The organism is Ornithinimicrobium avium (assembly GCF_003351765.1).
GTDB lineage: Bacteria > Actinomycetota > Actinomycetes > Actinomycetales > Dermatophilaceae > Ornithinicoccus > Ornithinicoccus avius.
This window is the reverse complement of record NZ_CP031229.1, coordinates 1180376-1194567: the sequence shown is the minus strand read 5'-3', so window position 1 is coordinate 1194567 and position 14192 is coordinate 1180376. Positions and strand designations below refer to the sequence as shown.

At 71.6% G+C, this 14192-nt stretch carries 7 protein-coding genes; all 7 read left to right on the top strand.

Features of this window, described 5'->3' with window-relative positions:
• The first annotated feature begins 29 nt into the window (after window positions 1-29).
• The gene (locus DV701_RS05425) at window positions 30-1400 is read left to right on the top strand and encodes a DUF4389 domain-containing protein (protein ID WP_114927398.1); all 1371 of its coding nucleotides are present in this window, start codon (window positions 30-32) and stop codon (window positions 1398-1400) included.
• A gap of 190 nt (window positions 1401-1590) precedes the next feature.
• Entirely contained in the window at window positions 1591-5175 is a 3585-nt protein-coding gene (gene dnaE, locus DV701_RS05420; protein WP_114927397.1) for a DNA polymerase III subunit alpha, read from the top strand.
• Between the two features lie 145 nt (window positions 5176-5320).
• Window positions 5321-7372, top strand: a complete 2052-nt coding sequence (locus DV701_RS05415) for an AAA family ATPase (protein WP_114927396.1) — start codon at window positions 5321-5323, stop codon at window positions 7370-7372.
• Window positions 7369-8220, top strand: coding sequence for an HNH endonuclease family protein (locus DV701_RS05410; protein ID WP_114927395.1), 852 nt, complete (start codon window positions 7369-7371; stop codon window positions 8218-8220). The genes DV701_RS05415 and DV701_RS05410 overlap by 4 nt, the downstream gene beginning before the upstream one ends.
• Window positions 8221-8232: 12 nt before the next feature.
• A complete protein-coding gene (locus DV701_RS05405; RefSeq protein ID WP_114927394.1) occupies window positions 8233-10182 on the top strand; it encodes a patatin-like phospholipase family protein in 1950 nt (649 codons plus the stop codon).
• Between the two features lie 86 nt (window positions 10183-10268).
• Window positions 10269-11834 carry a SulP family inorganic anion transporter gene (locus DV701_RS05400; RefSeq protein WP_114927393.1) on the top strand — a complete coding sequence of 522 codons (1566 nt, stop codon included), beginning with the start codon at window positions 10269-10271 and terminating at the stop codon, window positions 11832-11834.
• Between the two features lie 99 nt (window positions 11835-11933).
• Window positions 11934-14051 carry a S9 family peptidase gene (locus DV701_RS05395; protein WP_114927392.1) on the top strand — a complete coding sequence of 706 codons (2118 nt, stop codon included), beginning with the start codon at window positions 11934-11936 and terminating at the stop codon, window positions 14049-14051.
• Window positions 14052-14192: the final 141 nt, after the last annotated feature.

Here is a 14192-nt window from a genome sequence, read left to right as displayed (position 1 = left end):
GAGTAGTAAGAGAGAAGAAGGTGATGGCGATGACCACAGTCCTCGCTACGGGAACGGCTCCCGCATACCCCGTCCATCTCACGGCCCCACCCGTCCCGGACCGTCTCTCGAGAGGGTTGTGGCTGGTCAAGTGGATCCTGGTGGTCCCGCACGTGGTCGTGCTCGCGCTGCTGTGGCCCGCCTTCGTCGTGCTGTCGGCCGTCGCGCTCGTGTCGATCCTGGTCACGGGGCGCTACCCGCGGGCGATCTTCGACTTCAACGTCGGCGTCCTGCGGTGGACCTGGCGGGTGTCCTACTACTCCTACGGCGTGCTCGGCACCGACCGCTACCCGCCGTTCACGCTGCAGGACGTGCCCGACTACCCGGCACGTCTGGACATCGACTACCCCGGGCAGCTCTCGCGCGGGCGGGCGCTCGTCCAGTGGTGGCTCCTGGTGCTGCCGCACTACCTCGTCCTGGGGGCGTTCACCTACGCCGGTGTGCGGCTCGCCGACCAGCTGGGTCGGGCGGATCTCGTCCTCGACCTCGGGCTGGTGAGCGTCCTGACGCTCATCGTCGGCTTCGCGCTGCTCTTCACCGGCCGCTACCCGCAGGGCCTCTACGACCTCCTGCTCGGCATCAGCCGCTGGACGCTGCGCGTGGGCGGATACGCGGCCCTGATGACCGACGTCTACCCGCCGTTCCGGCTGGACCAGGGCGGTCGGGTCGAGCCGCAGGACACGCTGCCTCCGGCGGTGCAGCCGGCCGGGGCGGCGCCCGTCTGGTCGGCCGGCACGGTCACGGCCGTGGTCGCCGGCTCGGTCGCGGTGCTCCTCGGCGCAGGCCTGGGCGTGGGCGGCGGCATCCTGCTGGCCGCGCCGGAGGACGGCTTCGTCACCAGTCCCACGTTCACCGTCAGCAGCTCCGGGTATGCCGTGTCCACCGAGCCCGCGCTGCTCAAGGGCAGCGCCGTGGACGACGCGCTCGGGACCATCCGGGTGCGGGCCGAGACGACGGACGGCGAGGACGTCTTCGTCGGGATCGCCCCGGCGGCCGACGCCCAGGCCTACCTCGCGGGCGTGCAGCACACCGAGCTGACCGGCGCCTTCCCCGGCCGGGACCGTCAGGTGAACGGCCACGCCCCGGAGACGCTGCCCCAGCTGGCCGACGTCTGGGTGGCGAGCGCGTCCGGACCGGGCCGGCGGACCGCCGAGGTCGAGGCGCAGCCCGGCTCCTGGGTCGCCGTCGTGATGCCCGCCGACGGCAGCGCCGGCGTGAAGGCGGACGTGGACGTCGCGGCCACCCTGCCGTGGCTCACCCCCCTTGCGGGCGGGATGCTGGCGACCGGCGTGCTGCTCCTGGCGGGCGGTGCGGCGGCGCTCGCGCTCGCTGTCCGGGCCGCGTCGGAGAAGGCCAGGTAGGGCGCAGAAGCACGTGGGCGTCCTCCGTACCTGGCGGGTGCGGAGGACGCCCCGGCACGTGCCAGCCTGCGGGTGCGCCGCTGCCTTCCTGCGCCGCCGCCGCCCACGGCCGAGCCGTTGAGCAGCGACGTTCGCGCCCGGGGCGAGGCGGGCGCCATACCTGTCGGTGGTCCGATCTAGGATCGTCCCGATGCCAGCCCCAGCCAGCCCCGCGAAGAACTTCGTCCACCTGCACAACCACACCGAGTACTCGATGCTCGACGGTGCGGCGAGGATCGACGACCTGCTCGCCGGCGCGGCCGAGCTGGGGATGCCGGCCGTCGCGATGACCGACCACGGCTTCATCTTCGGCGCCTACGAGTTCTGGAAGAAGGCGCAGAAGTACGACGTCAAGCCGATCATCGGCCTCGAGGCCTACCTGACGCCGGGCACGCACCGCACCGACAAGACGCGGGTCAAGTACGGCGAGGGCGGGCGCGACGACGTCTCCGGGGGCGGCGCCTACACGCACATGACGATGCTGGCCCGCAACAACAACGGGATGCACAACCTTTTCCGGATGGCCTCGCTGGCCTCGATGGAGGGCTACTACTTCAAGCCGCGGATGGACCGCGAGCTGCTCGAGACCTACGGCCAGGGCCTCCTCGTCACCACCGGCTGCCCCTCCAGCGAGGTGCAGACCCGGCTGCGGCTCGGGCAGTACGACAAGGCCATCGGGTGGGCCGCGGACCTGAAGGACATCTTCGGCGCGGAGAACGTCTTCTGCGAGCTGATGGACCACGGGATCGCGATCGAGCGCCAGGTGCGCCAGGACCTGCTCAGGCTGGCCAAGGACCTCGACCTGCCGCTGCTGGCGACCAACGACCTGCACTACACCAAGCAGGAGGACGCGATCGCGCACGCGGCGCTGCTGTGCGTGCAGTCCGGGTCGACGATGCAGGACCCCAACCGGTTCAAGTTCGACGGGGACGGGTACTACCTCAAGACGGCCGAGGAGATGCGCCACATCTGGCGCGAGCTGCCCGAGGCGTGCGACAACACGCTCCTGGTGGCCGAGCGCTGCCAGATCTCCTTCACCGAGGGGGAGGGGCGCTACATGCCCAGGTTCCCCGTGCCGCAGGGCGAGGACGACGTCAGCTGGTTCGTCAAGGAAGTCGAGCGCGGCCTGCACCGGCGCTACCCCGAGGGCGTGCCGGACTACGCGAGCAAGCAGGCGGCATACGAGACCGAGGTGATCGTCGGGAAGGGCTACCCGTCCTACTTCCTCGTCGTCGCCGACTTCATCAACTGGGCCAAGGACAACGGGATCCGGGTGGGGCCGGGGCGGGGCTCCGGCGCCGGGTCGATGTGCGCCTACGCGATGGGGATCACCGACCTGGACCCCGTCCCGCACGGGTTGATCTTCGAGCGGTTCCTCAACCCCGAGCGCCAGTCGATGCCCGACTTCGACGTGGACTTCGACGACCGGCGCCGCTCGGAGGTGATCCGCTACGTCACCGAGAAGTACGGCGACGACCGGGTGGCGATGATCGTCACCTACGGCACGATCAAGGCCAAGCAGGCGCTCAAGGACGCCTCGCGGGTGATGGGCTACCCCTTCGCGATGGGGGAGAAGCTGACCAAGGCGATGCCGCCGGACGTCATGGGCAAGGGCATCCCGCTGACCGGCATCCACGACCCCGAGCACAAGAGGTATGGCGAGGCCGGGGAGTTCCGTGAGCTGCTCGCCGAGGACCCGCACGCCGCGGACGTCTTCGAGACCGCCAGCGGGCTGGAGGGGCTGAAGCGTCAGTGGGGCGTGCACGCCGCCGGCGTCATCATGTCCAGCGAGCCGCTCATCGACCTGATCCCGATCATGCGCCGTGAGCAGGACGGCCAGATCATCACCCAGTTCGACTACCCGACGTGCGAGGCGCTCGGGCTGGTCAAGATGGACTTCCTGGGGCTGCGCAACCTGACCGTCCTGGACGACGCGCTGACCAACATCAGGGACAACCGCGGGGAGGACATCGACCTGGACGCGCTGTCCAAGGACATGACCGACGAGGCGACCTACAAGCTGCTCGGCCGCGGCGACACGCTCGGGGTCTTCCAGCTGGACGGCAACGGCATGCGCCAGCTGCTGCGCCTCATGCAGCCGGACAACTTCGAGGACATCTCCGCGGCGCTCGCGCTCTACCGGCCCGGCCCGATGGGCGTCAACGCGCACACCAACTTCGCGCTGCGCAAGAACGGCAAGCAGGAGCTGACCCCGCTGGACCCGCAGCTGGACGGCAAGCTGCAGCCGCAGATGGTCGAGGCGCTCGAGCCGATCCTGGGTATAACGCACGGATTGGTGATCTACCAGGAGCAGGTGATGGAGATCGCCCAGAAGCTCGCCGGCTACACGCTGGGCAACGCCGACCTGCTCCGCCGGGCGATGGGCAAGAAGAAGAAGGAGGTCCTCGACGCCGAGTACGTCCCCTTCTCCGACGGGATGAAGGCCAACGGCTACAACGAGGCCTCGATCGCCGCGCTGTGGGGCGTGCTCGTGCCTTTCTCGGACTACGCGTTCAACAAGGCGCACACGGCGGCGTACGGGGTCATCTCCTACTGGACGGCCTATCTCAAGGCGAACTACCCGGCCGAGTACATGGCCGCGCTGCTGACCAGCGTCGGCGACGACAAGGACAAGACCGCGCTCTACCTGGCCGAGTGCCGGCGGATGGGCATCGCCGTGCTGCCGCCGGACGTCAACGCCTCCGTGGCCAACTTCGCCGCGGTCGGCGACGACATCCGCTTCGGGCTGTCGGCGATCCGCAACGTCGGGCACAACGTGGTCGGCGCGGTCGTCGCGGCGCGCGAGGAGAAGGGCGACTTCACCAGCTTCGAGGACTTCCTGCGCAAGTCGCCGGTCGTGGTGTGCAACAAGCGCACGATCGAGTCGTTGTGCAAGGCCGGGGCGTTCGACAGCCTCGGGCACACGCGGCAGGGCCTGGTCAGCGTGCACGAACGGTATGTCGAGGCGCTCGTGGACGAGAAGAAGCAGGAGGCCATCGGGCAGGACAGCCTCTTCTCCGGGTTCGGCTTCGGTGACGGGGGCGACGAGGGGGCTGGTATGCAGATCGTCACCCTGCCGGCCGTGCCTGACCTCGAGTGGGACAAGGCGGTGCTGCTGGCCTTCGAGCGGGAGATGCTCGGGCTCTACGTCTCCGACCACCCGCTCAACGGGATCGAGCACATCCTGTCCCAGCACGCCAGCGCCCCCATCCTGGAGATCGTGGGCGAAGAGGGTGCCAAGGACGGCGACTTCGTCACCGTCGCCGGGCTGATGACCAACCTGCAGCTGAAGCGGACCAAGAACGGCGACCCGTACGCGCGGCTGTCGGTGGAGGACATGGCCGGCTCGATCGACGTCGTCTTCTGGCCGCGGACCTACATGACGATCTCGACCATGCTCGCCGAGGACACCGTCGCGGTGGTCAAGGGCCGGCTGAAGAAGTCCGACGACGGCGTCGAGCTGATGGCCAACGAGCTCTCGCTGCCGGACATCAAGCAGGGGCCGCGCGGTCCGGTGATCCTGCAGATGCCGCTGACCCGGGCCACCGACGGGCTCGCGCACCGGCTCAAGGGCGTCCTGGCCAACCACCCCGGCGGCACCGAGGTGCACGTGAGGCTGACCCAGCCCGGCCGGACCGTGCTGCTGCGGCTGGACGAGACGCTGCGGGTGACGGCCTCGCCGGAGCTGTTCGGCGACCTCAAGGCGCTGCTCGGTCCGAACTGCATGAGCAGCTGAGAGGACGGTCGGCGCCCGGTTTCGGGTGACCGCGAGCCGACCGTGTCGCCGGTCGGGGTGGTATCTGGCGGTGGCCCTCGACCTCTTCCCAGGTAGGGCCGCGGCGAGGATACTGGCGGCACAGGTCGAGTGATCGGGGTGGCGCATGAGGCTGACGAGGCCGCCGGAGCCGGCAGTCCTCGCGAAGGCGCGGGGCCCGCTGGAGCGCGAGCTGCGCCGGGCCTGGGAGGACGGGCGCACGCACGGACCGAGGCCCGACGCGGTGCTCGACCACCCGGACGTCGTGACCGCGCTGCTGGAGATGACGCACCGGACCTGCGTCTACTGCGAGAAGTCGCTGGAGGTCGGCGGGCCCGAGCCCGTCGTGGTCACCCACCACCGCCCGAGGTGGGGAGCGGTCGGCACGTCCGGTGACGTCGACCCGCCCGCCTACTGGTGGCTCACCTACGCCTGGGACAACCTCTACCCGGCCTGCCCCGACTGCGTGCGCCTGCGCGGCAGCCGCTTCCCCGTGGCCGGCCCGCGGGCCACCGGTCCCGAGGGGCTCGCCGACGAGCGACCGCTGCTGCTGGACCCGCTGGCCGACGATCCCGACGAGCACCTGCGCTACCAGGCGGACGGGACCGTGGCGGCGTTCACCGAGCGCGGCCGCACCACCCACGACGTCCTGGGGCTCAACCGCGACTCGCTCGTGCGCGCGCGCACGGAGCTGCTGGACCAGGCCATGAAGGGCAAGGCCGACCCAGACGTCACCGCCTTCGTCTCCGCCCGCCGCCAGCTCGCCCCGTCGACGATCCGCGACATCGCCGCCGCGCCGGGGGCCCGGCGGCCATCGTCACAGTCCTCCCTCGCGGCCGGACCGACCCTGCCACCCGGTGCGGGAGCGGGACCCGGGCGCGCGGCATACGACCTGACCGCCACGATGGGTGAGCACCAGCGGGAGACCTACTTCGGGACCACCCAGTGGGTGGAGCGCGTGGTCATCAAGAACTTCCGCCCGATCCGCGACCTGGACATCGACCTGTCCCGCTCGACCAGCGAGCGCGGCCCGTGGCAGGTGATGCTCGGGGAGAACGGCTCGGGCAAGAGCTCGGTCCTGCACGCGGTCGCGCTGACGCTGATGGGCGGCGACCAGCGGCGTGCCCTGGGGATCGACGCCCGGAAGTACCTGCGCCACGGGGCACGCACGGGCCTGGTCCAGGTCTACCTGGCCGGCCGCACCGACCCCCTGGAGATGAGATGGGGCGCGGGGGACCGGGAGTTCGAGGGTCCCGAGCCGGTGCCGGCGCTGCTGCTGGGCTACGGCGCGACGCGGATCCTGCCGCGCGACGGCGGTGCGCCCGAGGACGACCGGGTGGTGCGCGTCGACAACCTCTTCGACCCGTTCGTCCCGCTCACCGACCCGACCACCTGGCTGCTCTCCCTCGACGACGAGACCTTCGCCGAGGTGGCCGAGGGCATCCACTCGCTGCTGGCCCTCGGATCCGACGACGAGCTGATCCGCACCCGGGACACGGTCCACCTGCGCCAGGGGAAGGGGCGCTCCGAGCTCCCCGCGCTCAGCGACGGCTACCAGTCGATGGTCGTGATGTCCTGCGACATCCTGCGCAGCGTCCTGACGATGTGGAGCCAGCCGGCGCTCGCCGAGGGGATCGTCCTCATCGACGAGGTCGGGGCGCACCTGCACCCGCGCTGGCGGATGCGGGTCGTCTCGGCCATGCGCGACCTGCTGCCGCGCGTGCAGTTCATCATCTCCACGCACGACCCGCTCTGCCTGCGCGGCGTCCTGGACGGCGAGGTCGTGGTCATCCGCCGCAACACCGAGGGCGACGTCGTGGCGATCACCGATCTCCCGTCGGTGACGGGGATGCGGATCGACCAGCTGCTGACCTCCGAGCACTTCGGGCTAGGCAGCACCGACGACCCCGAGGTCGCCGAGCTGTGGGAGACCTACTACCGGATCAAGGGGGCCACCCGGCCCACCGCCGAGCAGACCGCCGAGCTGGAGCGGGTCACCGTCCGGCTGGACCAGCTCGAGCAGCTCGGCACCACCGAGCGGGACCGGCTCGTCCTCGGCTCGGCCGCCGACTACATCGCCGAGCGCCGGGAGCGGGGCGACGCCGCACCGTCGAGCGACCAGGTGCGTCAGCGGCTTGCCGAGCTGTGGTCCCAGCACCTGCCAGGGGCTCCGGTATGAGGCGCGTCGCCCAGCCGCCCGAGCCGGCCAGCCTGTCCTCGGCCAGGACGCTCGCCGAGCGGGAGGAGGCGGCCGCCTTCTACGCCAGCTGGGACGGTGCCGCGAAGTACGACAAGTACCGCGCCTACAAGTCGCCCGACGTCCGCGCCGGCCTGGAGGCCGCGTTCGGGGGCAAGTGCGCGTACTGCGAGAGCTACTACGGCGCGACCCAGCCGGTGGCGATCGAGCACTTCCGGCCCAAGGGGGAGGTGGTCGTCGACGGCAAGCGGGTGCCGCCCGGCTACTACTGGCTGGCCAGCGTGTGGACCAACCTGCTGCCCTCGTGCACCGACTGCAACAGCCCGCGCAAGCAGGACCTGCCCACCGGGTCGGCGACCGCGGGCAAGGCCAACGCCTTCCCGCTGTCCCCGGAGAACACGCGCGCGAGGAGCCCGGGCGAGGAGGCCAAGGAGGCGCGGCTGCTGCTGCACCCCTACCTCGACCACCCGGAGAAGCACCTGGACTTCGTCTGGGGCACCGGCAGCGTCGACGACGGCTGGGTGCGGCCCGGGCGCAGCCCGTCGGGGCGCGCGAGCACCAAGGGACGGGTCACGATCGAGGTCTGCGCGCTGCAGCGCCGCGGCCTGGTCGCCGCCCGCCGTGCCAGGCTGCTCGAGCTCGTCGCCCACCTGGAGTCCGTCGTGGAGGCACACGACAACGTGGCGCGGCACCCCGACGACCCGGCCCTGCTCGACCAGTACGAACGCCGGCTCGCCGACGTCGCCCGCCTCGTCGACGACCACGCCCCCTACAGCGCGATGGCTCGTCAGGTCGTCGCCGCCTACCACGACCGGCTCTTCGGACCCTGAGGGAGAACGACCATGGACAGCGCCACCGCCGGCCCGCACGCGAGGCCCACCCTGGAGTGCGACATCGTCATGAAGGGCGGGATCACCAGCGGGGTCGTCTACCCGCGCGCGGTCGCCGAGCTGGCCCGCACCTACCGGCTGCGCTGCGTCGGCGGTGCCTCCGCGGGCGCGATCGCCGCGGCGGCCGCGGCCGCCGCCGAGCTGGGCCGGGACTCCGGCGGCTTCGAGCAGCTCGACCGGATGCCGCAGGCGCTCGCGGCCACCGGGCCGGACGGACGCTCCACCCTGGCCACATTCTTCCAGCCCACCGCGGCGGGCGCGCCGCTGTTCCGCCTCCTCGGCGCCACCGACGGCCGGTCGGGCACCGGTCTGTATGCCGCGCTCGTCGCCACCCTGCTCCGCGGCTACCCGGTCCGTGCCCTCGTCGGCGCCCTGCCCGGCGTCGTGCTGGTGGTCCTCAGCCTGCTCGGCCGCGGCCCCGCGCTGTGGGCCGGGCTCGTCGGCGGCCTGGTCACCCTGGTCCTCGGCGTCGCCCTCGCGCTGCTGCTGGGGGTCAAGGGCACGCTGGCGCGCGTGGCCGGCGACGGCTTCGGCCTGTGCACCGGGATGCCGGGGGTGGACTCCGGCGACGCCGCCGCACTGACTCCCTGGCTGCACGAGCAGATCCAGGCGATGGCCGGGCGCGGTCCCGACGCGCCGCCGCTGACCTTCGGCGACCTCGACGCCGCCGGGATCACGCTGCGGATGATGACCACCAACCTCGCCGCCGGCCAGCCGACGGCCATGCCCTGGGAGAGCCGGGAGTTCTTCTTCTCCCCGGCCAGGTTCCGCCGGCTCTTCCCCGACGACGTGGTCGACTGGATGATGGTCCACCCGCCTGCTCCGGAGGGTGGGCCGGCCGCCGTCTTCGGCACCCGGCTGCTGCGCGCCCAGGCGGACCGGGCCGGGCTGCGCCCGTGGCCCGCAGCGGCCGACCTGCCCGTGGTGGTGGCGACCCGGATGTCGCTGAGCTTCCCGGCGCTCATCTGCGCCGTGCCGCTGGCCGCCGTCGACTACGGACAGCCGGCCAACCGCGACGCCAAGGACGCCGGCGCGACGTGGCACCGCGAGCACCCTGAAGGCACCGTCGAGGAGGCCCTCGACGCGGTGGCCGCCCCGGCCTTCACCGACGTCTGGTTCACCGACGGCGGCCTGTGCGCCAACCTGCCCGTCCACTTCTTCGACACCCCGCTGCCCAAGCGGCCGACCTTCGCCTTCAACCTCGGCCCCTTCCCGCCCGGCCGGGAGAAGGACCCGGACCAGAGCAGGAACAGCTACCTGCCGACCCGCAACGGGGCCGGCCTCCAGACGGACTGGTACGCCATGCCCACCCAGGGCGCAGGCGCCTGGGCGGCCTTCGGCATGCGCCTGGTCAGCACCGCGCGCGAGTGGGTGGACGCCGCCCAGCTGGTGCTGCCCGGCTACCGCGACCGCATCGTCACCGTGCAGCACGACGCCTCCGAGGGCGGCATGAACCTGTCGATGCCCGAGCAGGTGGTCACCGAGCTCGCGGAGCGCGGGCGGCTCGGCGCGGTCAAGCTGGTCGACGCCTTCGCGGGGGACCGACCCGGCCAGGTGCCGGCCTGGGGCTGGGACAACCACCGCTGGGTCCGCTTCCGCACGGCCACCGCAGGCCTGTCCGGATGGCTGGCCCCGTTCCTGGCGAACTACCGGGACACCACCTCGGGCGGCACGCCCTACGACCAGCTGGCCGGGCCGGGCGCGGAGGCGACGCTGCCGTCGTACCCGCCGAGCGAGGGGGACCGGGAGCTGATCAACGCGCGCACCGGGACCCTGGTGAGCCTCGCCGAGGACTGGACCGGGGACGACGCGCTCACGGCCAGGGCCCCCCGGCCGCGGCCCAGGCTGCGGCTGGTCCCCGACGACGGCACCGCGGCCGGCCGGCAGACCGAGAAGGCGTAGGGCCGCACGACCGATCTCGCGTACGCTGGTCCGTTCGTGCGCCGCCGCCCCGACGCCTCCCGCCCCAGCGCCTCCCTAGGACAGCCATGCCCGACGCGACCCCCACCACCACGCAGCTGCCGGACGAGCCGCATACCCCCGTCGTGCCGGAGGCCGGGGAGCGGGAGACTTCCACCCGGGCGGCGCTGCGCAACCCGCGCCGGCTCAAGACCGAGGTCCTCGGCGGCCTGGTCGTCGCGCTCGCGCTGATCCCCGAGGCGATCTCGTTCTCGATCATCGCCGGAGTCGACCCGCGGGTCGGGCTGTTCTCCAGCTTCGTCATGGCCGTCACGATCGCCTTCGTCGGCGGCCGCCCCGCGATGATCTCCGCCGCGACCGGTGCTGTCGCGCTGGTCATCGCGCCGGTCGCGCGCGAGCACGGGATGGACTACTTCCTGGCCACGGTGATCCTGGCCGGCGTGCTGCAGATCGTCCTGGCCGTGCTCGGCGTGGCCAGGCTGATGCGGTTCATCCCGCGGATGGTCATGGTCGGCTTCGTCAACGCGCTGGCCATCCTCATCTTCGTCGCGCAGCTGCCGCACCTGCTGGGGGTGCCGTGGCTGGTCTACCCGATGGTCGCGCTCGGCCTGGCGATCATGGTGGGGCTGCCGCGGCTGACGACCGTCGTCCCGGCGCCGCTGGTCGCGATCGTGGTCATCACGGCGCTGGTCTGGGTCACCGGCTGGACGCTGCCGGACGTCTCCGACCAGGGCGAGCTGCCGACCTCGCTGCCCGAGCTGATCGTGCCGGACGTGCCGCTGACGCTGGAGACGCTGCAGATCATCGGCCCCTACGCGCTGGCGATGGCCCTCGTCGGGCTGCTCGAGTCGCTGATGACCGCCAAGCTCGTGGACGGCATCACCGACACGCACTCGGACAAGACCCGGGAGAGCTGGGGGCAGGGCGTGGCCAACATGCTCTCCGGCCTCCTCGGCGGGATGGGCGGCTGCGCGATGATCGGCCAGACGATGATCAACGTCAAGGTCTCCGGCGCCCGCACCCGGATCTCGACCTTCCTGGCCGGGGTGTTCCTGCTCGCGCTGGTCGTCGGCGCCGGCCCGACCGTCGGGATGATCCCGATGGCGGCGCTGGTCGCCGTGATGATCATGGTCTCTGCCGCGACCTTCGACTGGCACAGCGTGCGGCCCTCGACCCTGCGCCGGATGCCGCACAGCGAGAACATCGTCATGGCGCTCACCGTGCTCGTGACCGTGCTGACCAACAACCTCGCCTACGGGGTGATCGTCGGCGTCAACGCGGCGATGATCCTCTTCGCCCGGCGGGTGGCCCGCTTCGCCAGCGTCGACCGGGTCGTGGAGGACGACGTCGACGGCGACGGCCAGGTGGACGTGCGCACCTACAAGGTGTCCGGCGAGCTGTTCTTCGCGACCAGCAACGACCTCGTCTACCAGTTCGACTACGCCGGCGACCCCGCGCGCGTCGTCATCGACCTGTCCGACAGCCACGTCTGGGACGCCTCGACCGTCGCGGCGCTCGACGCGGTGCAGACCAAGTACGCCCGGCTGGGCAAGGAGGTCGAGATCGTCGGCCTCAACTGGTCCTCGGCCGCCCGCCACGAGCTGCTGACCGGTCAGCTCGGCGAGGGTCACTGAGGTGGCGCACGGCGACCAGGTGCGCCACGTGCGGCCCACCTGTCACAGGAGCGGTACCGCATACCTCGGTCATGGTGACTCACAGGTAGCGTTGGCCGGGTGACTGCCGAGACCACCCGACCGACACCGCCCGTCGCCGCGCGCCGGGACACCGTCCGCTCCCACCACGGGGAGGACGTGACCGACTCCTACGAGTGGCTGCGCGACAAGGAGGACGCGGAGGTCGTCGCCCACCTCGAGGCGGAGAACGCCTACACCGAGGAGATGACCGCGCACCTGGAGGGGCTGCGCTCGGCGGTCTTCGGCGAGATCAAGGGGCGCACCCAGGAGACCGACCTGTCCGTGCCGGTGCGGCACCGCGACTGGTGGTACTACTCGCGCACCGTCGAGGGGCAGCAGTATGCGGTGCACGGCCGGATCGCGGTCGGGGACGGCGAGCGGCCCGAGCTGGACCCGGGGCGGGCTCCGGAGGGCGAGCAGGTGCTGCTGGACGGCAACGCCGAGGCCGAGGGGCTGGAGTTCTTCTCGTTGGGCGCCTTCGACGTCAGCGCCTCGGGGGACCGGCTCGCGTATGCCGTGGACGCGACCGGCGACGAGCGCTTCGACCTGCGGATCAAGGACCTGACGACCGGGGAGATCGTCGACGACGCGGTGACCGGCATCGGCTACGGCACCGCGTGGTCGGCGGACACCGCCTACATCTTCTACACGCGCGTGGACGACGCGTGGCGACCCCACCAGGTGTGGCGGCACGAGGTCGGCACCGACGCGCACACGGACGTGCTGGTCTACCAGGAGGACGACGAGCGCTTCTGGATGGGCGTGGGCACCTCCCGCGACGACCGGCACGTCGTCATCGGGCTGGGCAGCAAGAACACCTCCGAGTTCAGGCTGCTGTCGGCCGAGGACCCGCTGGGGGAGTTCCGGGTCGTGGCGCCTCGCGAGGAGGGCGTCGAGTATGAGGTGGAGCCCGCCGGCAACCGGCTGTGGATCGTGCACAACCGCGCGCACCGCGACTTCGAGCTGGCCGTCGCCCCGCAGGGGAGCACGAGCGCCGAGGACTGGCGCACGGTCGTGCCGGGGGAGGACGGCGTGCGGGTCAGCGGGGTGGACGCGTTCTCCGGGCACCTGGCGCTCTCGCTGCGGCGGGACGGGCTGACGCAGGTGCAGATCCTGCCGTTGAGCTCGGCCGGGCTCCCGGTCGGCAGCGGCTACCAGGTGCCGGTGGAGGAGGAGGTCTACTCCATCGAGACCGGCGCCAACCCGACCTACGACACCGACACGCTGCAGGTCGTCGTCGAGTCGCTGGTGACGCCGCGCAGCATCTACGACCTGGACCTGGTCAGCGGCGACCTCGACCTGGTCAAGCGCCAGCCGGTGCTCGGCGGCTTCGACCCTGCCGACTACCAGCAGCACCGGCTCTGGGCGACCGCCGAGGACGGCACGCAGGTGCCGATCTCCCTCGTCGCCCGCAAGGACCTGGCCCCCGACGGGACCAACCCGGGCCTGCTCTACGGCTACGGCTCCTACGAGATCTCGATCGACCCCTACTTCTCCGTCTCCCGGCTGTCCTACCTGGACCGTGGGGTCGTCTACGCCATCGCGCACGTGCGCGGGGGCGGCGAGATGGGCCGCGGCTGGTACGAGCAGGGGCGGCTTGAGCACAAGCGCAACACCTTCACCGACTTCCTCGCCTGCGCAGACCACCTCGTGCAGTCGGGGTGGGTCGCGCCGGACCGGCTGGCCGCCGAGGGCCGCTCGGCCGGCGGTCTGCTCATGGGTGCGGTGCTCAACCTGGCCCCGGAGCGCTTCCGCGTCGTGCACGCCGGCGTGCCCTTCGTCGACGCGCTGACCACGATCCTCGACCCCTCGCTGCCGCTGACCGTCGGCGAGTGGGAGGAGTGGGGCAACCCGGTGGAGTCCGCGCAGATCTACGAGCTCATGCGCGGCTACACGCCCTACGAGAACATCCGCGCGGTGGACTACCCCGCGATCCTGGCCACCACCGGCCTGAACGACACCCGCGTCTTCTTCGTCGAGCCGGCCAAGTGGGTGGCGCGGCTGCGCGAGACCGTGACCAGCGACCCCGTCGAGCGGCCGGTGCTGCTCAAGACCGAGATGGTCGCCGGGCACGGCGGCAAGACCGGGCGCTACGACGCGTGGCACGAGACGGCGTTCGAGATCGCGTTCATGCTGGACCAGCTCGGGGTGGGCTGAGCAGGTCCGGCGATCGTGCGCCGGGCCATGTCCGCCGAAGCAGGACCGAGGGCGGTCCTGGGAAGCACACAGGTCCGGTCGAGAAGAGTACAGTGACGCATCCGAGCCGCTGCCATCCGATGTCTTTCGGGAGTGGGGCTG